Genomic DNA, 24,097 nt, shown 5'->3' on the forward strand with positions numbered 1-24,097 from the left:
GAGCCTTGGAGGATGGTCAGGTCTCTTGACGTGGCGGACCAGCGCAGGCTGGTCACCGCGCTGCTGCAGATCGACGGGATGCGCGTGCGCAGCACCCGCGACCTGTGCATCACCGTGCTGGAACGCGGCCTCGGCCGCGGCCTGGAGCTGATCCGGCACGAGCAGGACATGCACGACGTGTGGCAGCTGGTCGACGCGTGCCTGACCTGCCCCGGCGGCGTCCACATGCTGGTGGACGCCCTGTGGAACTTCTACGGGGACAGCCTCTCCGTCCGCGCCGCCCGCGCCGTCGTCGAGGAGCTGCTGCCCGAGCCGCTGCTGCAGCCGGCCGAGCGCCGCGAGCTGTACCAGCTCGTCCACGCCCTGGAGGCGCAGGGGCTGAACGCCGTCTACTTCGGCGACCTGCCCGCCCTCTACCGGAACGCCGTCGGGCCGCTGGGCCCTGCGCTGGGCGGCAACGTGTGGGGCATCCGGGACTTCGTCGCATACCTGGAAGAGGTCCCGCTGGGCGCCGACGGCGTACCGCCGCTGCTCACCTTCGTCACCGACCTGTCGGCGTACGCGAAGGGCCCGGTGGCCGACGCGCTCGACGCCTGGACGGGCCGCGCCGCCGCCCGGTTCGGCGTCGACCGGAAGCGGCTGCGGCGGCCCGGCGCGCTGCCCGCCGGGCGCGGGGCGGGACCGGCGGAGCGGGGCGCGTACCTGGTGATCGAGTGCCGTCCGGACGGCGCGGACTTCGACCGGTTCCTGGTCACCGCGTGGCTCCAGTTCGCCGGCGAGCCCGGGATCATGCTGCGCTGCGACGAGGAGCCGCTGCCGCTCGGCCGGCTGCCGGCCCTGGTGGAGTCGCTGCTGGTCGAGGACCACCGGGTGGCGGGCCGGGAGGTGCCCGACCTGACCATCGAGTTCGTGCTGCCGCGCGCGCTGGTCGACCGGCCGTTCGACCAGTTCCAGGTGTCGGTCGCCGGGCTGCCGCGGCGGCTGGGCATCGAGTACCCGGTGGTGCTGCGCAGCCTGGACCGGCTGCGGCACCGGGCGCTGCACCACAACTGGCGGCGCAAGTGGGAGCGGCTGCGCGACGACCCGGAGAACGCGGCGGTGCACGTGATCCGGCGGCCGGGCGAGTACGGCGACGAGCGGCTGTTCACGCTGCTGTCCGACCACGCGACCGCCGGGCTGGCGCTGGCGTTCCCGCCGGGCGCCGGAGGCCCGGACGCCGGGGAGGGCGGGCCCGTGGACGAGCTGTGGATCGGCCTCCAGGCGGGCGTCCCCGTCGTGGTCTGGTGCCGGGACGGCCGCGGCCCGGACGGCTTCGACCCGGACGCGCGCGCCCTCCTGGACTCCGGCGACCTGCTCTCCCTCCCCCGCCGGGTGCGCGACCTGCGCCGCGCGGCCGTCCTGTCCGAAGGGCCGGACGAGCACCTGGGCCTGCACCTGGCACTGATCTTCGACGACGCCGACCGCGTTCCCGAACCGTACGTCCGGCTGGAACCGCCCACCTGACCCCTGAACTCCCTGACCCCCGCCCCCTGATCGCGCAGACGACCCAGACCCTCGGAGGTCCGCATGGTGCCACCCGATCAGCCGCCCGAGGCCGCCCCGGACGGGACCGGCGGCGACTGGCGCGTCTACAAGGGGAACAGCGCGCCGCACGGCGGCATCGACCGGCTGCCGCCGCCCCCGCCGTGGCGGCGGTTCGGCGCGTACGACCCGGCGACGGCGGGCCGCCCGGCCGACCTCGAACGGGCGGTGTCGTACCGGGTGGACCCGCTGGTCGCCGACAAGGTGAACGCAGCGCTGCACCTGCGGCGCCCGCTGCTGGTGACCGGGAAGCCGGGATCGGGGAAGTCGACGCTGGCGTACAACATCGCCTACGAGCTGGGGCTCGGGCCGGTGCTGTACTGGCCGATCTCCAGCCGCACGACGCTCCAGCAGGGCCTGTACGACTACGACGCCATCGGGCGCGTGCAGGAGGCGAACGTGCGCCGCGCCAACGTCCCGGCGGACGAGGCCATGCCCGCGATCGGGCGGTACGTCCGGCTGGGGCCGCTGGGGACCGCGCTGCTGCCGCAGGTGCGCCCGCGCGTGCTGCTGATCGACGAGCTGGACAAGAGCGACATCGACCTGCCCAACGACCTGCTGAACGTGCTGGAGGAGGGCCGGTTCTCGGTGCCGGAGCTGGAGCGGCTGCCCGAGGACGGCCCGCCGATCGAGGTGATGACGGCCGACGATGAGGGGCGGGCGCCGATCCGCCGCGGCCAGGTCCGCTGCCTCGACTTCCCCATCGTGGTCATCACCAGCAACGGCGAGCGCGAGTTCCCGCCGGCGTTCCTGCGGCGCTGCGTCCGGGTCGCGATCGAGCCGCCGTCCGGCGAGCGGCTGGCCGACATCGTCGCCGCGCACCTGGGCGAGGAGGCCAGGGACGGCGGCCGCGCGCTCATCGAGGAGTTCCTCGACCGGCGGCGCGGCGGCGATCTGGCCACCGACCAGCTGCTGAACGCGATCTACCTGGCCACCTCGGGCGCCCGCCCGCCGGAGACCACGCTGGCGCAGCTGGTGGAGGCGATCATGCGGCCGCTGGACACCGCGGGCCCGGGATGATCGCCCGGCTGGTCGAGGCGCTGCGCGGGCTGGACCCGCCGCCCTCGGTCGAGGAACTGGCGGACGCGCTGTGGCTCGCCCGGCACCTGCCCCGGGACGACCGCCGCGCGTCCCCCGCCGCCGCGCCGGACGCGGCGGCGTACCAGGACGGCCCGGGCGGTCCGGGCGGCGCGGCCAACGGCTCCGGCGCGTCCCGGGAGGCCCCGGCCACCGCGAGCGGGCAGGACCCGCCGCAGGTCCCCGCCGGAGCGAACGGCGACGGCACGCCCGGTACGCGGCCCGCGGAGACCTCTTCGGCGGTACCGCAGGCGGGCCTCTTCCTCACCGGCCGCGACGGCGGCGCGGCGGCCGCCTCGTACCCCGTCCGCAGTCCCGCCGTGCCCGCCGTCCCCCGCACGCTCGCGATCTCCCGGGCGCTGCGGCCGCTGCGGCTGCACGTCCGGTCCCCGCTGCCGGGACGGCTGGACGAGCCGGAGACGGCCCGGCGGTTCGCCGAGACCGGCGCGTGGGAGCCGGTGCTGCGGCCCGCCACCGAACGGCGGTTCGAGCTGATCCTGGTGGTGGACGTGTCGCCGTCGATGGCGCTGTGGCGCCGCACCGCCGACGAGCTGCGGCTGCTGCTGGAGCGGCTCGGCGTGTTCCGGGACGTGCGCGTCAGGTACCTCGACACCGGCGCCGGTCCCCTCGTGCTGCGCGCCGCCCCGGGCCCCTCCGCCGGGGCGGCGCGTACGGGCAACGAGCCGGGCGGGCCGGGGCACCGGCGGATCATGCTCGTGCTGAGCGACTGCATCGGGGCGGCCTGGCAGGACGGCCGGGCCGCCGCGCTGCTCGGCCGGTGGGGCCGGGCGGGCGCGGTCGCGATCGTCCAGCCGCTGCCGCAGCGGCTGTGGTGGCGCTGCGGCGCGGCCGTCGAACCGGTACGGCTGGCCGCGCCCGCCCCGGGCGCGGCGAACGCCCGCCTCGCGGTCCGGACGCGCGAGCGCGGCGTCCACGTGCCGCCCGGCGTGGCGGTGCCGGTGATGGAGCTGGAGCCGCGCTGGCTGCGGCCCTGGGCGGGCATGGTCGCCGGCGCCGGGCACGAGATCGCCGGCGCGGCGCTGTTCACCGGCCGCCCGGTCGCGGAGGGCGCCGCCGCCGCGGGCGCGGCCGCCGCGGGCGCGCGGGTCCCGTCCCTCGCGCCGGAGGAGGACCTCTCCTCGCCGGCGCGGGTGCTGCGGTTCCGCGCCTCGGCCTCCCCGGCGGCGTTCGAGCTGGCGGGGTACCTGGCCGCCGCCCCGCTGCGGCTGCCGGTCATGCGGCTGGTCCAGCGGTCGATGCTGCCCCGCTCGACACCGGCGCACCTGGCGGAGGTCTTCCTGAGCGGGCTCCTGCGGGTCGCCGGCGACGGCGGCGGCGATCCCGACGAGGTCGCGTACGACTTCCAGGACGGCGTCCGCGACGTGCTGCTCGGCGCGCTGCGCCGGGACGAGGCGCTGGGGGTCCTGCGCGCCGTGTGGGACACGGTCCGGGCCCGGATGGGCTCCTCGCTCGACTTCCCCGCGCTGCTGGCCGCCGTCCGGACCGACACCGCGCCGCCGCCGCTCGACCGGCCGTTCGCGCAGGTCGCGGCGCAGGTGCTGGCGCGGCTGGGCGGCCGCTACACCGAGATCGCCGAACGCATCGCCGGGACCGCCGTACCCCAGGGCCAGGAGCCGGGCGCAGCGCCGGAGAGCGAACCGGCCGGGCGGCGGAGCGGCGTCCCGCCGCGCGACCCGGCGTTCACGGGACGCCGCGCGCTGCTGTCCCGGATCGAGACGGAACTGCGCGGCGGGCTCACCGCGCTGCTGCCGGAGGGCGGGAGCACCCTCGGATGCGTGGGCAAGACCCAGATCGCCGTCGAGTACGCCCACGCGCACGCCCGCGACTACGCCTGGACGTGGTGGATCCCCGCGTCCGACCCGGTGATGGCGCGGGCCGCGCTGCGGCGGGTGGCGGCCGACCTGGGCCTGCCGCCCGGCGACGATCCGCCCGCGCTCGCGGGCAGGGTCCTGGAGGCCCTCCGCGCCGGGCTGCCGGACGGCCGCTGGCTGCTGGTCTACGACGGCGCCTGCGCCCCCGGGGACCTCCTGCGGCTGATGCCGCCTGCCGGAGCGCTGGGCTCCGGTGGCGCGGGCGACGTGCTCGTCACCTCCCGCCACCGCGCCTGGGCGCGGACGGGCACGGGGATCGCGGTGGGGGCGTTCGAGCGCGCGGAGAGCGTCGCGCTGCTCGGGGCGCAGATCGCGGCCCTGCCCGACGCCGACCAGGACCGGCTCGCGTTCCTGCTGAACGACCTGCCTCCGGCGCTGCGGATGGCGATCGGCCTCTTCCGCACGCCGGGGCTGGACGTCGAGCGCTACCGCCGGGACCTCGACTCGATCGGCCACGCGCCGTACAACCCCCCGCACGGGCCGACGACCGGGCTGGCGCCGACGACGTCCCTGGCCCTCGACCGGCTGCGCGAGGCCGACCCCGCCGCGGCGGAGCTGCTGGAGCTGTGGCCGTTCCTGTCCTCCGGGCCGGTGCCCGCGTGGCTGCTCGCCGCCGGGCGGTCGATCGTGGACCGCGTCCTGGGCGAGATGCGGGCGATCGACCGCATGGGGCTCGGCCGGTTCGATCCGGTGGCCGGCACCCTCCAGGTGTCCGCCGAGGTCCGGGACATGGTGACGGTGCGGATGAGCACCGGCGCCCTGGACCGCCGCCGGAACGAGGTGCACGCGCTCCTCGCCGCCGCCATGCCCGAGAGCGGCCCGGCCGACCCGGCGTCCTGGGACGCGCGCGTCTCGATCGGCTCGCAGGTCGTCCCGGCCGAGCTCGTCGAGGCGGAGCGGACCGAGGCGCGCGAGGTCGTGGTGGACCAGGTGGTGTTCCTCCGTGCGATCGGTGAGCACGACGCCGCCCGCCGCCTGGGGGAGGGCGCCCTGGCCGAGTGGCGGGACCGGTTCGGCGCGCGGGACGCCCTGGTCGCCGAGCTGGAACGCGCCGTCGAGCGGAGGCGGGGCGGGCGGTCCGCGGACGGCGCGGCGCCACCGGACCCCGGCGGCGCGGAGCTGCGGCTGCGCGGCGACTTCGAGGGGGCGTACCGGGTCGACAGCGGCGAATGGCGGCGGATGCGGCAGCGGTACGGCGACGGCGACACGAGCACGCTGCGCGCCGCCGCCGCGGTCGGCACGGACCTGTACCTGCTCGGCCGCTTCCACGAGGCCCACGCCGTCGACATGGACACCCTGGACGAGATCCTCCGCGGCGACCGTCCCGCCCCCGAGCAGGTCCTGCCGGCCGGGCGCCGGGTCGCCCGCGACCTGCACGGCCTGGGCCGGTACGAGGAGGCCCTCCGCCTCCTGGGCGCCGCGTCGGACGAGGCGGCGGCCACGTTCGGGGCCGGCCATCCCGAGGTCCTCAGGGTGCGCGGGCTGCGCGCCGGGACGCTGCGCAAGGCGGGGGAGACGCCGGAGGCCGTGCGGCTCGCGGACGAGGCGTTCGACGGGCACGCCGCCTGGCTCGGCGAGTCGCATCCCGCCGCGCTCGGCGCCGCGATGACCGCCGCGCTGGCCCATACGGCCGCCGGCGACCCCCGGAAGGGGCGCGGCCTCGCCGAGCAGGCCCTGGCCGGGTACCGCGCCACGCTCGGGCCCCGGCATCCGTTCACGCACGCCTGCGCCGCCGGGCTCGGTGTCGTGCTGCGCGCCCTCGGCGACGTGCGGGAGGCGCTGGAGATCGACCAGACGGCGCACGCGGCGCTGCGCGACCACCCGGGGCCCGAGCACTACTACACGCTGTGCTGCGCGAACGGGCTGGCCAACGATCTCTGGCTGCTCGGCGAACCGGACGCCGCGTACGAGCTGGCCGCGCGCACCGCCGAGGAGTTCTGGACGAGACTCGGCCCCGAGCACCCGTACACGCTGGCGTGCGCGCACAACAGCGAGCGGATCCGGGGGTCGGGCGGTGAGGAGGCCCTGGCCGGGCTCGCCGCGGCGCTCGGCGACGGGCATCCGGAAGTGCAGGCGGCCGCCGCCGGCGAGCCGCTGGAGTGCGACATCGAGCTTCCGTCCCTGTGACCGTTCCCGCGAAGGGGGATGCGACATGCCGGTTCCCGCAGGCGAGGGGTGGCGTCCCTCGGGGCTGTGCACGATCTTCGTGTGCGACATCGCCTCGTTCGGGGACACCGGGCGCACCGACGAGGCCCGCGCGCACGTGCGGCGGGCGATGTACGCGGCGCTGGAGGCCGCGTTCGCGGTGCCCGGCGCGGTCCCGCTCGGCGACTGCCATGTGGAGGACCGCGGCGACGGCGCGATGGTGATCATGCCGCCGCACGCCGACCGCGCCACGTGCGTCACCGAGGCCGCCGCCATGCTGCTCGCCCGGCTGCGCCTGCACAACGGCGTCTCGAACGAGGCGGCGCGGCTGCGGCTGCGCGCGGCGCTGCACACCGGCGAGGCGCACTGGGACGGGACGGGCGTCGTCGGCGACGCGGTGAACCACGCGTTCCGGATCCTGGACGCGCCCGCGTTCAAGGAGGTGATGCGCGCGTCCGGCGCGCAGCTGGCGCTGGCCGTCTCCGAGGCGGTGTACGGCGACGTGGTCCGGCACGGGCGGGGCGCGGCCGATCCGGACGCGTACCGGCGGATCGGCGTCGAGGTGAAGGAGACGCGGGCGGCCGCGTGGGTGACGCTGCCGGGCCGCGGCCTCCCGCCCGAGCCCGAGTCCGCCGCCGAGCCCGCCGCCGGGCCGGGCGGCGGCGCCGTGGTGGCCGCGTCGCCGGAGGCCGTCGTCGCGCCGCCCTGGTGGGAGGCGGTCGCGGCCGGTGCCCCGCCGGGCGGCTCCGTCCCGCCCGGCGACGTCCTGTTCGAGCTGGTGGAGTACGCCCTGGAGATCCCGCAGATGACGGCGGAGCGCAGCCGGGAGCGGGTGGTGAACGCGCTGCCGCTCCAGATCAGGTCCGTGATCCCCCGGTCGTTCGACGCGCGCTCCGACACGTACGAGATCATCCGCACCTGCCTCGACTACCCGGGCGGGCTCCAGGAACTGCTGCGCGCGCTGCGCGGCTTCGCCGGCGAGTCCCTGGCCCTGGGGCGCCTGGAAAGGGCCATCGCGCGGCTCCTGCTGGGACCGGACGGGCCCTGAGAGGCGTGAGGTTCCCCTGGGGCGGGTGTTGCCGGACGCACGAACCGGCCCCTAGGTTTACCTGATTGCGATGAATTCATTCCACCCTGGTGGAGTGGCGGCGGGTGGCGCGCGCCGCTCGCCGGGCAACACCGTGCAATGCGCGGGGGAAGGGACGGTCGCCGGATCGGAACGGTCCAGCCCTGTGACGTGGGTTGCGGCCGCCGGTTGGGGATAAGGGACGTATCCGCCGGGCACGCGCGGTCGTGCCGGCGGTCGCGGACGGTCACGTGCCCTCCCGCGCCAGGAGCCGGAGAAGGACGAGGAGCATGCCGGAGGAACGCGTGAGACCGGATCGACCGGACGGCGGAGAGATCTTGGGTACGTCGGGCGGCGGCCTGCGGGGGCTGCCGCGGACCGACTGGGTCGTCTTCGGCGTGACGGCCGTGCTGACCCTCGCCTTCGTGGTCTGGGGCGGGGTCGCGACGGACTCCCTGGAGAGCTTCTCGACCTCGCTCCTGACCGGCACGATGCACAATCTCGGCTGGGCGTTCGTGCTGGCGGCGTCGGGCTTCGTGGTGTTCGCCCTGTGGCTGGCGTTCAGCCGGTACGGCCGGATCACGCTCGGCCAGGAGGACGAGGAGCCGGAGTTCCGGACCGTCTCCTGGGTCGCGATGATGTTCAGCGCGGGCATGGGCATCGGGCTGATGTTCTACGGGGTCAGCGAGCCGCTCACGCACTACGCCGAGGCGCCGCCCGGCACGTACGACCAGAACTCCGCGGACAAGATCCAGACCGCGATGTCGACCACGCTGTTCCACTGGACGCTGCACCCGTGGGCGATCTACGCGGTGGTGGGCCTGGCGATCGCCTACAGCTGCTTCCGGCGCGGCCGGCGACAGACGGTGAGCGCGGTGTTCACGCCGCTGATCGGCGAGCGGCGCGCCAACGGCGGCATCGGCAAGGTCATCGACATCCTGGCGATCTTCGCGACGCTGTTCGGCTCGGCCGCGTCGCTGGGCCTGGGCGCGCTGCAGATCCGCAGCGGCATCCAGGAGGTCGGCTGGATGGACGACGTCAGCGAGGCCGTCCTGATCGCGATCATCGCGGTGCTGACGCTGGCGTTCGTCGCGTCCGCCGTGTCGGGCATCGAGAAGGGCATCCAGTGGCTGTCCAACACCAACATGGTGCTGGCGCTGCTGCTGCTGGTGTTCCTCTTCGCGTTCGGCCCGACCGTGCAGATCCTGGACCTGATCCCGACGTCGGTCGGCGCGTACCTGGGCGACCTGCCGCAGATGGCGGCCCGTACCGAGGCCACGGCGGGCGCGAACATCGCCGAATGGCTGTCGAACTGGTCGGTCTTCTACTGGGCCTGGTGGATCTCCTGGACGCCGTTCGTCGGCATGTTCATCGCGCGGATCAGCCGGGGCCGCACGATCCGGCAGTTCGTCGGCGGCGTGATCCTCGTCCCCAGCGTGGTGAGCCTGGTCTGGTTCGCGGTGTTCGGCGGCACGGCCACCCGGCTGGAGTCGCAGGGCGCCGGCCTGGCGGGCCCCGACGCGACGCAGGAGGGCCAGCTGTTCGCGGTGCTGAACGAGTACCCGATCGCCGGCGTGACCACGCTGCTGGTCATGATCCTGGTCGGCATCTTCTTCGTGTCCGGCGCGGACGCCGCGTCCATCGTGATGGGCACGCTGTCGCAGCGCGGCACGCTGGAGCCCACCCGCGCGGTCGTGATCGTCTGGGGCGTGCTGACGGGTGGCGTGGCGGCCATCATGCTGCTGCTCGGCGGTGGCGGCGACGCGGCCCTCACCGGGTTGAAGAACCTGACGATCCTGGCCGCGGTGCCGTTCCTGGTGGTGATGATCGGCATGTGCGTGGCGCTGATGCGCGACCTGCGCAGCGACGCGCTGATCCGGCGCGGCGAGCGCGGCATCGAGGCCGTCGAGTCGGCGGTCATCACCGGGCACGAGCTGTACGACGGCGACTTCGAGCTCGGTGTCGTGCCGAGCGCCCCCAACGGCGCCACGGCGCTCGACGTCACCCCCGTGTCCAAGGAGGACTGAACGGGCTGAACGGGCGAACCGGGGGGCGGGCGGCGCGCCCGCCCCCCGCGTTCACCCCTGCGGTACGGCGTAGCCCGGGATGGACGGCCACCGGACCGTCAGGACGACCGACTCCTCCTCGGCGTACCAGGAGTGGTCCACCCCCGGCCCCCAGACGATGTAGTCGCCCTGCTCGCTCAGCAGCACGCTGCGGCCGGGGATCTCGACCCGGAACCGCCCGCTGATCAGGACGAGCAGCGCGGTGCGCTTCTCGTTGACCGCCCACTCCGCCCGCCGGTCGCCGGGCGGGTGCGTCCCCCACTTGATCTCGACGTCGTCGCTGTGCCGCGGGTCGGCGGCCGGCTTGAAGTGCCCCAGCAGCCATCCGCGATCGAGGGCCGCGTCGGCGGCGGCCTTCCCCACATACACCTCGCCCACGGAAGGCGATCGTAGGCCACGATCGGCGGGTCAGCGCCGCCAGCAGGTGAAGGACACCGCGGCGCTGCCGCCCGGCGCGAACGAGACGCTGCCGGTGCCGCCGCCGCGCGCGTAGCAGCCGATGGACGGCCGCACCCGCACGGTCACCGTCGCCGTCCGCCCCTTGGCGAGCGAGCCGCCGCCGGACGCGGAGACGCCCAGCCCGTCCACCGAGGCGACCGACCACCGCACCGGCCCGCCGCGCGCGGTGAGCCGGACGGTGCAGGAGCCGCCCAGCCCCGCCACGCCGATGCCGCGGCAGCCCGAGTCGCTGATCGACAGCCGCCCGCGCTTGGACGTCGCGGGCCGCGTCCGGGCCTTGGTCCGCTCCGGCTTCTCGCTCTTCTCCGCCTTGGGGGTCCTGCTCGGGCTCGGGCTGGCCGGGGGCGGGGACGCCGGGGCGCTGCTCGCCGGTGCCGCCGCCGCTCCGGCCGGCGGCGGTCCGCCCTCCGGCGACTGGGCGAGGACGAGCAGGCCGGTGAGCGCGACGGCGGCGGCCGCTCCGGCCCCGATCACCACGAACCGTGCCCGCCGCACCCGTACGCGCGCCGCCGCGGCCGCGGCGGCGGCGACCTGGAACGGGCCCGAGCGCCGGCTCGTCCCGGTCCCGGTGTTCTTGGCGGGAGGGACGGCGCGCGCGCCCGCCACGACCTTCCCGAGCGCCTCCCCGCCGTCGCGCGGCTCGGGGGCCGGGACGGGGACCGGTGTCGCCCCTGTCGCCTCCAGGGCCGCGGCGGTGAGGAACTCCGCCGAGGCGTCGCGGTGCTCCGGCGAGACGATCGGGACGGCCGTCTCCTGGACGGGGGCGCGGGCCTGGAGCACGTGGCCGACGGTCGCCTGCTCGGCGGAGGCGCCCACCGCGGCGAGCCGGCCCGACAGCGTCACCGGCTCCTCGGGACGCACGCCCAGGCGGCCGAGGCATTCGTCCCGTACGAGGCCGTACAACCAGCTCCGGAAACGATCCGGATCGGGAACGGCGGCGGGGTCCGCGCCGCTGGCGATAAGGGCCGCGCGCACGGAATCGACGGCCAGGTCGCGGTCGCCGAGCAGGACGTCGGCGTATTCGAAAAGGTGCGGGCCGTACACGTTGTACACGTGGCCGATGGCGCCGGGGCGGCCCGCCCTCAGCGCCTCGGCCAGCCGGCCGTCGTCACCGTGGGCGGGGTCTGGGTGTCGCGTCACCGATCCTCCAGCGAACCGTCGCGGCCCGTGCGGGCATGGCCGAATGGGCGGCCGGGAGAAGGCGATTATGCCGAGCGGCCGGCGGGGAGCGATGTGGCGTCGCGACAGGGATTGGCGGCGATCTTTATCAGCCGGCTGATAGATCCGTTTCCACCGGACGGCATCGGGAAGTCTTGATCCTAGACGGGGAATGGAGGGAGCCATGGAGGTCGTGATCGAGATGACCCTGCCCCGGGACGCGGAGAGCGCGCCGCTGGTGCGGCACACGCTCGACGCGTCGCTGCGGGGCCTGGGAGTGGCCTCCGAGATTCGCGAAGACATCGCGCTGGCTTTGGGCGAGGCCTGCGCCAACGTCATCCAGCACGCGGAATCCAGCAAGGAGTACGAGGTCCGCGCGCATATGGACGGGTTGAAGTGCGTCATCGACGTCATCGACGGGGGCGGATCGAGCGACGCGGCCGTTTGGAAACGGGGCGGCCGGCCCCTTCCCGTCGCCGAGAGCGGGCGGGGGATCCAGCTCATGAGAGCCTTCACCGAAGACCTGGACATTTCAGATCGCGCCGACCGGAACGGCGCGATCGTTCATTTTGAGAAGTCCCTGGCCGCGCACCGGGATTGACGGGGAGGTCAGGCGGGCAGCGAGAAGGAACGGCCCTTCCCGTCAGGTGACGCGGAGGCCGCCTCGTGGAATTGTGTGAGCCCCCACAGCAGTGCCGCCCGCGCGGGAGACGACATCGTGGAGAGCACGCGCGCGAGCTCCTCCCGGCGCCGCAGCCGGAGCCGGTCGAGGAGCGCCTGCCCTTCGGCGCTGAGCCGTACCGTGACCTCGCGGCGGTCGCGGCCGGGGTCGCGCAGCAGCAGCCCGCCGGCCTCCAGCCGGTCGCAGAGCCGGCTGGCCGACGACACCAGCGCGTCCAGCTCGGTGGCCAGGCTGCTGACGTTGACCGGGCCCCGCTCCAGGACGAACAGCGCCCGCAGCTGCGTCGCGGGAACCGGCACGTCGGAGGTGTGGTGAGCGCGCGCCCAGACGTCCATGAGCGCACCGGCCGCCTCGTCCAGGGCCGCGGCCGCCTCTTCGGCGTCGTCCCGCCCCGGCGTGCTGACCATGTCCTCCACTGTTACACACCGCGTGCGCCGGGGCACCTCCCCAGGCCCGCGCGAGGAGGGCCATGAGCCCGCCGTTCCCGCGCGAGCTGGAGGACGAGCTCTGGAACGCGCAGCCGTACGAACTCCTCGGCGCGGCGGAGGCCGTGGTGCGGACGCTCATCGGCGATCCGCGGGCCGGGGTCGAGGTGCTGCTGGCCGACTACCGGCGGGTCTCGCTCGTCCCGGCGGTCTCCGGGGGCGAGCCCGTGCCGATCGACAACACCCCGGCGGGCCGGGCGTTCGCCGCGCAGGAGGTGATGCGGGAGCCGCCGGCCGTGCACATCCCGCTGAGCGTGCAGGGCGAGCGGGTGGGCGTGCTCAGCGTCCGGGCGGCCGGCGACGTCGACACCGCCCCGGGCGGCGGGCTGGCCGGGGCTGCGGCGGTGCTGGCGCGGGCGCTGCGGCTCGCCGACACCGGCACCGATGTCTTCCGCAGGATCCGGCGGCGGTCGCGGCTCACGCTCGCCGCGGAGATGATGTGGGACCTGCTGCCCGGGCAGGCGTGCGAGACCGCCGAGTTCCGCCTGGCGGGGCAGCTGGAGCCCGCGTACGCGGTCTGGGGCGACAACTTCGACTGGGCCGTGGACCGGGACCGGCTCGTCCTGACCGTGAGCAACGGGATGGGCAGCGGGACGGAGTCGGCGGCGCTCACCCAGCTGGCCGTGAACGCGCTGCGCAACGCCCGCCGGTCGGGCGCCGGGATCGCCGACCAGGCGGCGCTCGCCGACCAGATCCTGTACGCCCACCACCGCGGCACGCGGCACGTGGCGACGCTGCTGATGGACTACACGCCGGGGACGGGCCGGTTCGAGGTCGTCGACGCCGGCTCGCCGCGGATCTTCCGGATGCGGGACGGCGCCACCGAGGCGGTCGAATTCGACGCCCAGCTCCCGCTCGGAATGTTCGGCGACGTCCATTACCGGACCGAGGAGTTCGGTATCGAGCGGGGAGATCGGCTGGTCATCGCCAGTGACGGCGTCCACGGCGCCCGCTCTCCCGGTGGCGAGAGGTTCGGTGAGAACGCCCTTCCGCGCGCTCTCAGGGACACCCGGTTGCAGAAACCGGCCGAGGCCGTGCGCACTCTGACCCGGCAGTTCCTGGCTTTTCATCAGGACTCCGAACCGGTGGACGATGCCGTGATCGTCTGCCTTGACCGGGTCGGTGGCGGTCCGGTCGGTGCAGAGTTGCTTACCTGACGGTGAGGTAATGCTGCCATCGCCCGTCCGCGCGGTGCCGTCGATATTCAGTGGGAAGGGGGTTACGGAGTGTGCTTCCGGGAATGCCGGAGGCGACGCGGAGGGAGTGGTTCTGGATGCCGCAGGGGGCGGTGCCGGCGCCGGTGCGATCGCGAACGGAATCGGCCGCCGGGGGCGCGGTCACCCTGGAGCCCTGGCGGGTACTGCGTTTCCGCGGCGAACTCGACTGCGCGCGGGCGGGAAGTCTGCGAAGGGCCGTGGACGCGGCGCTCGCGGCCGGGGAGCGGCCCCGGATCGCCCTCGATCTCGGCGAGGTCTCTTTCTGCGATTCCTACGGTCTGTCGGTCCTGGTCCATGCGGCCAAGAAAGTGCGGGAACGCGGCGGCACATTGCTGCTCGCACGGGTGACACCGCAGGTCAGGATGCTGATCGAACGCTGCGGACTGGAGCGGCTGCTCGTCCTTCCGTGAACGCTCCCGTGATCGAATTCGCGGTCAGGCGGAGCGCGCCGCACGGCGCGCGGCCTTCTGCTCCACCTGCTTTTTGGCCGCGGCCTGCCGGGCGCGGTTGAAGCTGTCGCGGACCCGGGCGGCGCCGCGCAGCGCGGTGGCGCTGTCGATGGACCTTCCGGCGTATTGGGCCAGCACCTCGGCCACCGGCGGCGGGGTCCATTCCTCGCGGACGAGGATTGGCGGATCGCCCGTCGCCGGCGCCGGCCCGTCATCGGCGGTCACGAGCGCGAGATGCGTCCGGCACTGCGGGCACTGCAACCCCGAATGGGAGTCTCTGCTCATACCACGAATGATTGCCCATGGGTCTGACAATTCATCCGCGGCTATCGCCGAATGCGGCCGCGCGAGTCAGGAATCGGCCGCCTCCGGCGGGCCGCCGCCCGCCGCCGCCCACTCCTGGCACTCGCGCCACTCACGCCACTCGCGGCAGGAGCCGGCGAACTCCGGCAGATCGTGCTCGGCGAAGTGCTCGACGTCCCACGCGTGCGGCTCGGTGGGACCCGTCCAGGCGTACGCCCGCGCCTCCCCGCCGCCGTCCAGCGGGACGGCCACGACCTCGTACGGTTCGCCCTCGAACGCGTCCAGCAGGTCCCGTTCGGCCGGATCGAGCCCGATGATCAGTACGCCCTCGGCCGCCGCGCCCGGCTCGGCCACCATCCCCGGGTAGACCTCCCCCGCCAGCGCCCGGACGCTCCAGCCGCGCACCCGCGCCGGGGAGAGGCGCGGCACGCGGCCGAGGAGGGCCTCCAGCACCTCGGGGAAGCGCAGCGTCCCGTAGACGAACAGCCCGTCCGGCCCGCTCTCGTCGCTCATGGACGGGCAGGGTACGGCCCGGCCCGTCCCGGCGGCGCACGCGGCGTCCCGATTCCCGAGTGATCATTGGGAACCGTGGGCATGATCCGCGTATCTGACCGATGGCGGAAACGCCCCTGTCATCGTTGTTCGACCGCTGTTCATCTGGACCAGGGATCATTACCTCCATGAGTGTCAATCCAGGACATATCCCTCACGGTGCGGAAGCGCTGCCCGACGACCGGTTCCTGGACCGCGAGGAGAGTTGGCTGCGCTTCAACCAGCGAGTCCTGGAGCTGGCCGAGGATCCCCGGCTCCCGCTGCTGGAGCGCGTGCGGTTCCTGTCGATCTTCGCCAGCAACCTCGACGAGTTCTTCATGGTCAGGGTCGCCGGGCTGGCCCGCCGGATGGCCACCGGCCTCGCCGTCCAGTCGGCCAGCGGCCGGCAGCCGCGCGAGGTCCTCGAACGCACCGCCGCCGTGGCCCGCGAGCTGTCCCTGCGGCACGCCGCCGCCTTCCACGACGACCTGTGCCCCGCCCTCAGCAAGGAGGGCATCGAGCTGCTGCGCTGGCACGAGCTGTCGGAGACCGAGCGCGAGCAGATGCGCCGGCTCTTCCGCGACCGGATCTACCCGGTGCTGACCCCGCTGGTCGTCGACTCCGCGCACCCGTTCCCGTACATCTCCGGCCTCTCCCTCAACCTCGCGGTGATCATGCGGGACCCGGAGACCGACGCCACGATGTTCGCGCGGGTGAAGGTGCCCCCGGTGCTGCCGCGCTTCCTGGAGGCCTCCCCCAACCGGTTCACGCCGCTGGAGGACGTGATCGCGGCGCACCTCGGGCAGCTGTTCGTCGGCATGGAGGTGCTGGAGCACCACGCCTTCCGGGTCACCCGCAACCAGGACCTGGAGATCGACGACGACATCAGCGAGGGGCTGCTCCAGGCGCTGGAGCGCGAGCTGCTGCGCCGCAGGTTCGGCCCGGTGGTCCGGCTGGAGGTCGAGGACTCGATCTCCGACGGCGTGCTGGAGCTGCTGACCACCGAGCTGGCGATCGACGAGCGGCAGATCTACCGGGTGGACGGCCCGCTCGACCTGGCCGGGATGTCGGCGATCGCCGACCTCGACCGGCCGGAGCTGAAGTACTCCCCGTTCGTGCCGTCCAAGGAGGCGCTCCCCGCCGACGCCGACATCTTCGCCGCCATCCGCGAGCGGGACGTGCTCGTCCACCACCCGTACGACTCGTTCACCACCACCGTGCAGCGGCTGATCGAGGACGCGGCGGACGATCCGCGCGTCCTGGCGATCAAGCAGACGCTCTACCGCACCAGCGGCGACTCGCCGATCGTGGACGCGCTCATCGACGCCGCCGAGGCCGGCAAGCAGGTCGTCGTCGTGGTCGAGCTGAAGGCCCGCTTCGACGAGCGCGCCAACATCGCGTGGGCGCGCAAGCTGGAGCAGGCGGGCTGCCACGTCGTGTACGGGTTCGTCGGCCTCAAGACGCATTGCAAGCTCGCCCTGGTCGTCCGGGAGGAGGCCGACGGGACGCTGCGCCGCTACTGCCACATCGGCACCGGCAACTACCACCCCAAGACCGCCCGCCTGTACGAGGACTTCGGGCTGCTGACCGCCGACCCGACCGTCGGCGAGGACGTCAGCGCGCTGTTCAACCACCTGACCGGCTACTCGCGGCAGAACACCTACCGCCGCCTGCTGGTGGCGCCGCAGAGCCTGCGCCCCGGGCTGGTGCAGCGGATCGAGAACGAGATCGAGCACCGCCGCGCCGGCCGCCCGGCCCGCGTCCGGATCAAGTGCAACTCGCTGGTCGACGAGGTCGTCATCGACGCGCTCTACCGCGCCGCGCGCGAGGGCGTCCCGGTCGACATCTGGGTGCGCGGCATCTGCGCGCTGCGGCCCGGCATCCCCGGCCTGTCGGAGACGATCCGGGTGCGCAGCGTCCTCGGCCGCTTCCTGGAGCACTCCCGGGTGTTCGCGTTCGAGAACGGCGGCGACCCCGAGGTGTGGATCGGCAGCGCCGACCTCATGCACCGCAACCTCGACCGGCGGGTGGAGGCCCTGGTCCGGGTGGCGGACAAGGGCCACCTCACCGAGCTGCTCGAACTGATCGACCGCGCCATGGACGACGGCACCGAGACGTGGTGGCTGGAGGGCGACGGCACCTGGACGCGCCGCTCCGCGATGACCGCCGCCCCGCTGCTCGACATCCAGAGCCACCTGGTCAAGAGCCGCCGCTGGAGGACCGTCGATGGCTGACCCCCGCGCCGGATCCGCCGGGCCGCCCGAGCCGGTCCGGGCGGCGGGCGCCGTGCTGTGGCGGGACGGGCCCGCCGGCCGCCCCGAGGTGGCGCTGGTCCACCGGCCCCGGTACGACGACTGGTCGTTCCCCAAGGGCAAGCTGGACGGCGGGGAGCACGTGCTGCGCGCCGTCGTCCGCGAGGTCGAGGAGGAGACCGGGATCGTGGCCCGGCTCGGCCGCCGCCTGCCGCCGGTCTCGTACCTGCACCGCGACCGGCCCAAGCGCGTCGACTACTGGGCCGCGCGCTGCGTGGAGCCGTCGTCCGCGCACGCCGTCCCGAACGACGAGGTCGACCGGCTCGACTGGCTCCCGGCCGGCGAGGCCGCGGAGCGGCTCTCGTACTCGCACGACGTCGACCTGCTGCGCGAGTTCACCGCCGGCCCCCTGCACACCTGGCCGCTGGTCATCCTGCGGCACGGGTCCGCGGGCGAGAAGAGCGAGTGGGAGGAGCCCGACGAGCTGCGGCCCCTCGACGCCCGGGGCCGCGCCGAGGCGGTCCGGCTGTCGGCGCTGCTGCGCGCGTACGGCCCGTCCCGCCCCGTGAGCTCGGCGACCGCGCGCTGCCTCGACACCGTGCTGCCGTACGCGCGCGCAACGGGCACGGCAGTCGTGACCGACGCCGCGTTCACCATCGGCGACACCGGCGGCGACCGCGCCCTCGGCCGGCTGCTCGAACTGGCCGACGGCGGCGTCCCCGCGATCGTCTGCACGCACGGCGAGATCGTCGCGGAGCTGATCACCGGGCTGTGCCGCCGGCTGGGCGAGAAGGTCCCGGACGAGCCGGCGCTGCGGAAGGGGTCCTTCTGGGTGGCGCACCTGGCGGGCGGCGAGGACGGGACCCCCGCCATCGCCGCCCTGGAGCGCCACAGGGCCTAGGGCCTGTCTCAAAGTGGCCTCAGCCGTCGCGCGAGCGCGCTACCTGCTCGGTGAGGCGAGCCTCACCGGGCAGATCGCGAAGCGATGTCGCGCTCGCACAGGCACGGTCACGGTGCGAGCCGCCAGGCGAGCGCCGTGGGCCGGGACTTTGAACACAGCCTAGCCGCGCCCGCTCAGAAGGCGGGTGCAGGGATGGACGCCCAGGTGCCTTCGAGGCGTTCCAGGGCGGCCTCGGCCTCGCAGCGCTCGATGCCGTACAGGACGCCCAGGCTGAACGCGTCCGCCGTATCGGCGGCGCGGGCCGCGGCCGCCTTCAGGTGGTCGCTCGCGATCACGCCGTCCTGGTAGTCGCCCAGCACCTCCTGGAGGCGCTTGGCGTTCCTGACGGTGCGGGTCGCGGGCTCGCCGAGGACGGCGACCGCGACCTCCGCCGCGTACCGGGCGCGCTTGGCGTCCTTGCGGGTGTCGTGCCGCGCGGTCTCCGGGTCGTCCGCGGCGGCGATCCCCTCGTACGACGCCGCCATCCGGCCCCACGCGCGCACGACCAGCTTCGGCAGCTCGCTCTGGGCGGTACGCCCGGCGCGCCGGGTCAGCGGGGGCTCGGCGACGAGGGCTTCGAGGGCGTCCAGCAGCGCGTAGTAGCGCGGTTCCTTCAGCGCGGCGTTGAGTCGCCGGTACGCCGACCGCTCCTGGCGGGCCAGCTCCGCCAGCCACGCCGGCTCGCCGATGGCGTCGAGGCCCTCGACCCGCTCGGTGAAGCGCATCCGCAGCACCTCCAGGTCGCGGACCTCGCCGAGCGCGTCCGCCAGCCACTTCAGCTCCGGCCGCAGCGGATCGGTCCGCTCCCGGTCGAGCAGCGGCCGGTAGCTCTGCAGCACGCTGCGGATCCGGCGGGTGGCGACCCGCATCCGGTGCACGGCGTCGTACTCGGCCAGCCGCGCCTTCGGGTCGTACGTGAGGAGCGCCCGCACCTGCGCGGCCAGGTACGCGACCACCGCGTCGCCGGCGGTCGGGTGGTCGGCCGCCGTGGCGCTCCGGGCCCGCTCCGCGGTCTCCCGCGCGGTGGGGCGGGGGAGCTGGCCGTTCAGCAGCCGGCCGAGCTTGGACGCCGACGCGGCCCGGCTCGCGCCAGCCTTGCGCAGCCGCTTGCCGGCCGCCTTCAGCAGCTCGCGGTCGCCGCCGGCCAGCTCGACCTCGATCTCGCGCCACGCGTCCGGCGCGCCGCCGCCGTCCAGGACGGTGCCGGTGACCGCGTCGTCGGCGACCTCCGCGAGGACGCCGCCCGACTCGTCCAGGAGGCGCACGACCGTGCGGTCGGTCTCCAGCGTGGCCACCGGCCGCAGCGGCTCCCCGCGGGCGAACGCCGCGACCAGCGCGGCCAGCCGTCCCGGGACGACCTGCGCCCGGCCGAGCGGCGCGCGCAGCTCGTTCTTGCTGTCCGGACCGGCCGGGATCTTCAGGTGCCAGCCCGCGTCGGTCCCGCCGCGCCGCCGCCGCAGCGTGATCCCGTGCGCGGCCAGCCGCAGGTCGGCGGTGTCGAAGTACGTGGCGTGCAGCCGGTGCGCCTCGGGAGCGCTGACGTCCGCGACCCCCGGCAGAACGGTCAGCTCGGGGACGGAGAAATCGGCGGCGGCGTCGTACTTGCGCTCGATCTCGACATGCTTCACGGCCACGATACGGGTCCTCCTACACGCGTCGGCGCTGGTTACCACACCTGCATGACCAGCATTCCACGGCAGGGTGAACAGATATAGAGAGGCCGCCGTCGCCGAGACGAAGGTCCCGGGCGGGCGGGCCGTCGGCCCCGGTCACCGGCCGCCGGTTTGGGCACCGTCCTTGAGGTGATACTTCATCCCCATATGGGACGGCCGGAAGCCCATCTTCTGGTAGAAGCGGACCGCCTCGGGGCGCTGGCGGTCGGTGGTGAGCTGCACCACCCGGCAGCCGCGCTCGCGGGCGCGCTCGATGGCCCAGCCGATGAGGAGCTGGCCGATCCCGCCGCCGCGGTGCTCGGCGGCGACCCGCACGCCCTCGATCTGGGCGCGCTCGCCGCCGGTGTAGGTCAGTCCGGGAATGTAGGTGAGTTGCAGCGTGCCGGCGATGGAGCCGTCGACCTCCGCCACGATCACGGCGTTGTTGGGGTCCTTGTCGATGGCGTCGAACGCGTCGAAGTACGCCGCCGGGATGACCTCCCCCGCCGACTCGCGGGTCGCCCCGAGCGGATCGTCGGCCAGCAACCGGACGATCGCAGGAAGATCGTCACGGTTGGCCTCGCGGAAGGTCACTTCTTGATCACGCCGCACGTCACACAGGCTATCCGGCCGCCCTCCGGGCCGTATCGTCCGGGTGGCCAACGAGTTGTAGTACTACAGGTTGTAGTACTACGCTGTGTTGTACGAACCCACCCCAGCTTGCCCGGCGTCAGCGACGACGCCACAGGGAGTCAGCCATGCAGCACGTCGAGAACGAGGAACACTGGAGCGACCAGGCCATCTGCCGCGGCGCCGACCCGGACCTGTTCTTCCCGATCGGCTACGCGGCGCCGATCCTGCGCGAGCAGGAACGCGCCGCCAAGGCCATCTGCGCCAACTGCCCGGTGACCGCCGACTGCCTCGCCTGGGCGCTGCGCGTGGGCGAGCCCGACGGCATCTGGGGCGGCACCACGCCCGAGGAGCGCCGCCACCTCCGCCGCACCGCCGAGGCCCCGCCCCGCCGCCGCCTCCCCGTCATCGAGGTACGCGGCGACCTCAGCGAGGCCGCGGCCTGATCCGTCCCCGGCACTATGCGATCTCGTCAATCGTTGCGGATAATGACGGGACGGGATCGACGACCGACGGTGGGCGAGACATGGGCTATCCACAGGTACCCGGACAGAACCGTTCCCGGTGGTCTGCGCGCGGCCGGCCTGAGAATCGGTCCGTGAATCGGTCTGAGGGGCTCGCGACGCACGGGGCACGGGCGGTCACGGCGGCCATCATCATCGGTGTGGTCACCGCCGGGATGTGGGTGCTGGAGATCGCCGACTACGTGATGGGCGGGGCCCTCGACGACTACGGGATCCGCCCGCACGACGCCGGCGACCTGACCGACATCTTCACCGCGCCGTTCATGCACGGCGGGTTCGGGCACCTGATCGGCAACACCGTCCCATTCGTGATCCTCGGCTTCCTCGCGGCCGTACGGGGGATCGCCAAGTTCCTGGTCGCCAGCCTGATCATCATCGTGGTCGGCGGGCTGGGGGTGTGGTTCCTCAGCTCGGCGAACACGCTCGGCTCCAGCATCCTGATCTTCGGCTTCTTCGGCTACCTGCTCGGGCGCGGGCTGTTCGAGCGGCGGCTGCTCGACCTGGCCATCGCGGCCGGGGTCGTGCTGCTGTACGGCACCATGATCTTCGGGGTGCTGCCCAGCGACCCGTCCATCTCCTGGCAGGGGCACCTGTTCGGGCTGATCGGCGGGGTGCTCGGGTCCTGGGTGCTGCGGCGCGGGCCCGACCGCCGCGCCGTGGAGTCCTGAGGCCGGCGGCTCAGCGCGGCCGGACGGTGATGTCGGCCACGACCGCGTCCGCCGGGGTCTCCAGCGCGTTGACGATCACGCGGGCGACCGTGGCCGGGTCGGTGAACTTCGCGGCGTCGTACGCGCGGCCCTCCTGGGCGTGCACCTTCCGCTGCATCTCCGTGGCGGTACGCCCCGGGTAGACGGTCGTCACGCGCAGGGACGGCTCCTCCGCGCGCAGCGAGTCGGCGAGGGCGCGCAGGCCGAACTTGCTCGCCGCGTACGCCGACCACTTCGGGTTCGCCCGCAGGCCCGCGCCCGAGTTCACGAAGATGACCTGCCCCTCCGCGGCGCGGAGCGCGGGCAGCAGGATGCGGGTCAGCTCCGCGGCCGACACCAGATTGATCATGAGTTGGTCGATCCAGTGGTCCACGTCCTGCTCGGCCACCGCGCCGAGGTCCACCATCCCGGCGCTGTGCACCACGCCGTCCAGCCGGTCCGGCAGCCCGGCCTCGGCGAGCGCCGCCTCCAGCCGGCGGGGCTCGGTCAGGTCGAGCGTGACGGCGCGGGTGGTGCCGCGCGGCGAGGCGGTACGGACGGCGCCCGGGTCGCCGTTGCGGTCCCGGACGATCAGCTGGGTGGCGGCGTGCGCCCCCGAGGTGATCCGCCGGTTCACGTCGTTGAGCCGCTCCGCCGAGCGGCCCGCCAGCAGGAGGTCGTGCCCGCGCTCGGCGAGCAGGCCCGCGGTCGCCGCGCCGATGCCGCCGGTCGCCCCCGTGATCAGATACATGCCCATGGCGCCCCATTCTTCCCTGTCATGAGGGTCGACGCGCCGCGGGACGGATCAGTTCGGGCGCAGCACGCGGGTCACCCCGGCGATCAGCGCGGTGGCCAGGATCCAGCCGGTGGCGACGAGCGCGTACGCGACCCACCGCGACCAGCCCTGCGGGTCGTACGCCTGCTGCTGCCCGAACGTGTCGATCGGGATGAGCAGGTCGAGCGTGTAGACGAACGCGTGGAAGTCGGGCCGCTCGTCGCCCGGCTTGATGGACCGCGGCGGGTTGGCGGAGAAGACGAGCGTGCCGATCCCGACCAGGACCCCGAACCACGCGAACGCGAGCCACGGCCGGTAGCCGTACCCGACCGTCCAATCGAGCAGCACGTTCCAGGCGCGGCCGACCGGGTGCACGTTGCGGCGCCGCACGCGCATCTTGGCCAGCTGCACCTTGCGCGCGAGGTCGTCGTGGCCGATGCCGTGGTACCAGGCGCTGAGCTGCTCGTACGGCTGGGTGTGGAACTCCCTGTCGCGGGAGATCCAGCTCAGCCGGTCCTTGAACCGGCCGCCGCGGAGGGTGTCGTACGTCAGCCCGTTCAGCCACAGCTCGTCCGGCCAGATGTCCGGATGGTCCAAGATCAGGTTGATCCGGGAGTACGACAGCGCGACCGCTCCCTTGATCTTCTCGGCGGGCCACAGCAGCAGCTCGTCGCACTGCATGTGGCTGGCGTGCAGCGCCATCCGGCCCGCCGCGCCCGAGTCGAGCCGGGCCCGGATGAACGACAGCAGCCCGTTGATCCGGGCGCTGCGCAGCCGCACGGTGCCGGTGATCGTGGCGCGGCTGAACTCGGCGGCGTCCTCCACGACCATGTTCTGCGCGTCGACGGCGAGCCGGCCGGGGTTGGCGAGGACGGCGTCCTCCATCCAGAGCCCGCCGTTGATCCGGGCGCCGACCAGCCGGGTCCCGCCGGTGATCTCGCACTCGCGGGCGAAGAGGCCGACCTCGACCACCATCCCGCCGGCGAACAGCGCCCAGTCGGCCGGCTCGGTGGTGGTGATCCTCGTGCCGTTCATCCGGAGCCCGCCCGTGAGCTGGGCGCGCGGCAGCCGTACCGGCCCGCCGATCTCCGAGCCGGACAGGCTGAGGTAGCCGTCGGCGCGCAGCCCGCCGCCGTCGAAGCCCGGCAGCCGGCAGTTCGACAGCCGCAGCTGGCGCGCCTGCGCGTTGGAGAAGTCGGGCGCCTCGGCGAGCCGGCAGTGGGTCAGCCGCAGCTCGTACTCGACGGTGCCGCCCGACAGGTCGAGCGCCCCGATGACGTACGCGCCGCTGAGCCGGACCGCCGGGACGAACCCGCTGCGCGGCTCGCACGCCCCCAGCAGCAGCTGGGAGATCACCTCCGCCCGGACGATGCGGTCCGGATCCGGCCCGGCGGGCGCCTCGTCGCCGAGCGCCACCACCGTTCCGGTGGGGAACGCCTGCCACAGCCGCCGTTCCGCGTCGCTCAGTCCAGGGGGTTCTGCCACAGACCCTCTTTCTACGTGTTCACCTTATGAACGATCAAGGCC

Annotated in this window: 21 protein-coding genes; 12 read left to right on the top strand and 9 right to left on the bottom strand. The window is 74.1% G+C overall.

Annotation, left to right across the window (positions count from 1 at the left end; translation table 11 throughout):
* The first annotated feature begins 12 nt into the window (after positions 1-12).
* From AB0881_RS05245 to AB0881_RS05265, 5 genes are all read left to right on the top strand, one after another.
* On the top strand, positions 13-1,503 hold the full coding sequence (locus AB0881_RS05245; RefSeq protein ID WP_366614390.1) for a hypothetical protein: 1,491 nt from the start codon (positions 13-15) through the stop codon (positions 1,501-1,503).
* Positions 1,504-1,566: 63 nt separating this feature from the next.
* The gene (locus AB0881_RS05250; protein WP_366614391.1) at positions 1,567-2,601 is read left to right on the top strand and encodes a MoxR family ATPase; all 1,035 of its coding nucleotides are present in this window, start codon (positions 1,567-1,569) and stop codon (positions 2,599-2,601) included.
* On the top strand, positions 2,598-6,677 hold the full coding sequence (gene fxsT, locus AB0881_RS05255) for an FxSxx-COOH system tetratricopeptide repeat protein (protein ID WP_366614393.1): 4,080 nt from the start codon (positions 2,598-2,600) through the stop codon (positions 6,675-6,677). The genes AB0881_RS05250 and fxsT overlap by 4 nt, the downstream gene beginning before the upstream one ends.
* Before the next feature lie 25 nt (positions 6,678-6,702).
* On the top strand, positions 6,703-7,743 hold the full coding sequence (locus tag AB0881_RS05260; RefSeq protein ID WP_366614394.1) for a hypothetical protein: 1,041 nt from the start codon (positions 6,703-6,705) through the stop codon (positions 7,741-7,743).
* A gap of 356 nt (positions 7,744-8,099) precedes the next feature.
* Positions 8,100-9,788, top strand: a complete 1,689-nt coding sequence (locus AB0881_RS05265) for a BCCT family transporter (protein ID WP_366614396.1) — start codon at positions 8,100-8,102, stop codon at positions 9,786-9,788.
* A gap of 51 nt (positions 9,789-9,839) precedes the next feature.
* Here the strand turns inward: AB0881_RS05265 and AB0881_RS05270 are convergent, their stop codons facing one another.
* Both AB0881_RS05270 and AB0881_RS05275 read right to left on the bottom strand, forming a co-directional pair.
* A complete protein-coding gene (locus AB0881_RS05270; protein WP_366614398.1) occupies positions 9,840-10,205 on the bottom strand; it encodes a signal peptidase I in 366 nt (121 codons plus the stop codon).
* A gap of 30 nt (positions 10,206-10,235) precedes the next feature.
* A complete protein-coding gene (locus AB0881_RS05275) occupies positions 10,236-11,426 on the bottom strand; it encodes a hypothetical protein (RefSeq protein ID WP_366614399.1) in 1,191 nt (396 codons plus the stop codon).
* Positions 11,427-11,628: 202 nt separating this feature from the next.
* Here AB0881_RS05275 and AB0881_RS05280 point away from each other — a divergent pair, with 202 nt between their 5' ends.
* Positions 11,629-12,045 (top strand): ATP-binding protein, encoded by a 417-nt coding sequence (locus AB0881_RS05280; protein ID WP_366614401.1) that lies wholly within the window; start codon positions 11,629-11,631, stop codon positions 12,043-12,045.
* Between the two features lie 8 nt (positions 12,046-12,053).
* Here AB0881_RS05280 and AB0881_RS05285 read toward each other — a convergent pair whose 3' ends face one another.
* The gene (locus tag AB0881_RS05285) at positions 12,054-12,533 is read right to left on the bottom strand and encodes a MarR family transcriptional regulator (protein ID WP_366614402.1); all 480 of its coding nucleotides are present in this window, start codon (positions 12,531-12,533) and stop codon (positions 12,054-12,056) included.
* Positions 12,534-12,595: 62 nt separating this feature from the next.
* On the opposite strand from AB0881_RS05285, the gene AB0881_RS05290 reads away from it, so the two are divergent.
* Positions 12,596-13,768, top strand: a complete 1,173-nt coding sequence (locus AB0881_RS05290; RefSeq protein WP_366614404.1) for a PP2C family protein-serine/threonine phosphatase — start codon at positions 12,596-12,598, stop codon at positions 13,766-13,768.
* An 83-nt stretch (positions 13,769-13,851) separates the two neighbouring features.
* The gene (locus AB0881_RS05295) at positions 13,852-14,238 is read left to right on the top strand and encodes an STAS domain-containing protein (protein ID WP_366614405.1); all 387 of its coding nucleotides are present in this window, start codon (positions 13,852-13,854) and stop codon (positions 14,236-14,238) included.
* 24 nt (positions 14,239-14,262) lie between these two features.
* Here the strand turns inward: AB0881_RS05295 and AB0881_RS05300 are convergent, their stop codons facing one another.
* Positions 14,263-14,562 (bottom strand): hypothetical protein, encoded by a 300-nt coding sequence (locus tag AB0881_RS05300; protein WP_366614407.1) that lies wholly within the window; start codon positions 14,560-14,562, stop codon positions 14,263-14,265.
* Positions 14,563-14,628: 66 nt separating this feature from the next.
* Entirely contained in the window at positions 14,629-15,093 is a 465-nt protein-coding gene (locus AB0881_RS05305; protein WP_366614408.1) for a gamma-glutamylcyclotransferase family protein, read from the bottom strand.
* A gap of 167 nt (positions 15,094-15,260) precedes the next feature.
* On the opposite strand from AB0881_RS05305, the gene AB0881_RS05310 reads away from it, so the two are divergent.
* Positions 15,261-17,345, top strand: coding sequence for an RNA degradosome polyphosphate kinase (locus AB0881_RS05310; RefSeq protein ID WP_366614410.1), 2,085 nt, complete (start codon positions 15,261-15,263; stop codon positions 17,343-17,345).
* Entirely contained in the window at positions 17,338-18,264 is a 927-nt protein-coding gene (locus AB0881_RS05315) for an NUDIX domain-containing protein (RefSeq protein ID WP_366614411.1), read from the top strand. Before AB0881_RS05310 ends, AB0881_RS05315 begins: the two co-directional genes overlap by 8 nt.
* A 173-nt stretch (positions 18,265-18,437) precedes the next feature.
* On the opposite strand, the gene AB0881_RS05320 is transcribed toward AB0881_RS05315, so the two are convergent.
* Both AB0881_RS05320 and AB0881_RS05325 read right to left on the bottom strand, forming a co-directional pair.
* A complete protein-coding gene (locus tag AB0881_RS05320; protein ID WP_366614412.1) occupies positions 18,438-19,937 on the bottom strand; it encodes a CYTH and CHAD domain-containing protein in 1,500 nt (499 codons plus the stop codon).
* Positions 19,938-20,072: 135 nt separating this feature from the next.
* A complete protein-coding gene (locus AB0881_RS05325) occupies positions 20,073-20,549 on the bottom strand; it encodes a GNAT family N-acetyltransferase (RefSeq protein ID WP_366614686.1) in 477 nt (158 codons plus the stop codon).
* A gap of 164 nt (positions 20,550-20,713) precedes the next feature.
* On the opposite strand from AB0881_RS05325, the gene AB0881_RS05330 reads away from it, so the two are divergent.
* A complete protein-coding gene (locus tag AB0881_RS05330) occupies positions 20,714-21,031 on the top strand; it encodes a WhiB family transcriptional regulator (protein WP_366614413.1) in 318 nt (105 codons plus the stop codon).
* Between the two features lie 152 nt (positions 21,032-21,183).
* Positions 21,184-21,777 (top strand): rhomboid family intramembrane serine protease, encoded by a 594-nt coding sequence (locus tag AB0881_RS05335; RefSeq protein ID WP_366614414.1) that lies wholly within the window; start codon positions 21,184-21,186, stop codon positions 21,775-21,777.
* 10 nt (positions 21,778-21,787) lie between these two features.
* On the opposite strand, the gene AB0881_RS05340 is transcribed toward AB0881_RS05335, so the two are convergent.
* The gene (locus tag AB0881_RS05340; RefSeq protein ID WP_366614416.1) at positions 21,788-22,552 is read right to left on the bottom strand and encodes an SDR family oxidoreductase; all 765 of its coding nucleotides are present in this window, start codon (positions 22,550-22,552) and stop codon (positions 21,788-21,790) included.
* 48 nt (positions 22,553-22,600) lie between these two features.
* Complete coding sequence (locus tag AB0881_RS05345) at positions 22,601-24,055, bottom strand: hypothetical protein (protein WP_366614417.1); 1,455 nt, start codon at positions 24,053-24,055, stop codon at positions 22,601-22,603.
* Positions 24,056-24,097 lie beyond the last annotated feature (42 nt).

This window comes from Spirillospora sp. NPDC029432, from assembly GCF_040703975.1.
Classification (GTDB): domain Bacteria; phylum Actinomycetota; class Actinomycetes; order Streptosporangiales; family Streptosporangiaceae; genus Spirillospora.

Coding starts and splice junctions, on each gene's coding strand:
- AB0881_RS05290 (WP_366614404.1), top strand. CDS start 12,596: ATGAGCCCGCCGTTCCCGCGCGAGCTGGAGGACGAGCTCTGGAACGCG.
- AB0881_RS05305 (WP_366614408.1), bottom strand. CDS start 15,093: ATGAGCGACGAGAGCGGGCCGGACGGGCTGTTCGTCTACGGGACGCTG.
- fxsT (WP_366614393.1), top strand. CDS start 2,598: ATGATCGCCCGGCTGGTCGAGGCGCTGCGCGGGCTGGACCCGCCGCCC.
- AB0881_RS05315 (WP_366614411.1), top strand. CDS start 17,338: ATGGCTGACCCCCGCGCCGGATCCGCCGGGCCGCCCGAGCCGGTCCGG.
- AB0881_RS05295 (WP_366614405.1), top strand. CDS start 13,852: ATGCCGGAGGCGACGCGGAGGGAGTGGTTCTGGATGCCGCAGGGGGCG.
- AB0881_RS05245 (WP_366614390.1), top strand. CDS start 13: ATGGTCAGGTCTCTTGACGTGGCGGACCAGCGCAGGCTGGTCACCGCG.
- AB0881_RS05250 (WP_366614391.1), top strand. CDS start 1,567: ATGGTGCCACCCGATCAGCCGCCCGAGGCCGCCCCGGACGGGACCGGC.
- AB0881_RS05285 (WP_366614402.1), bottom strand. CDS start 12,533: ATGGTCAGCACGCCGGGGCGGGACGACGCCGAAGAGGCGGCCGCGGCC.
- AB0881_RS05340 (WP_366614416.1), bottom strand. CDS start 22,552: ATGGGCATGTATCTGATCACGGGGGCGACCGGCGGCATCGGCGCGGCG.
- AB0881_RS05280 (WP_366614401.1), top strand. CDS start 11,629: ATGGAGGTCGTGATCGAGATGACCCTGCCCCGGGACGCGGAGAGCGCG.
- AB0881_RS05300 (WP_366614407.1), bottom strand. CDS start 14,562: ATGAGCAGAGACTCCCATTCGGGGTTGCAGTGCCCGCAGTGCCGGACG.
- AB0881_RS05310 (WP_366614410.1), top strand. CDS start 15,261: ATGAGTGTCAATCCAGGACATATCCCTCACGGTGCGGAAGCGCTGCCC.
- AB0881_RS05260 (WP_366614394.1), top strand. CDS start 6,703: ATGCCGGTTCCCGCAGGCGAGGGGTGGCGTCCCTCGGGGCTGTGCACG.
- AB0881_RS05330 (WP_366614413.1), top strand. CDS start 20,714: ATGCAGCACGTCGAGAACGAGGAACACTGGAGCGACCAGGCCATCTGC.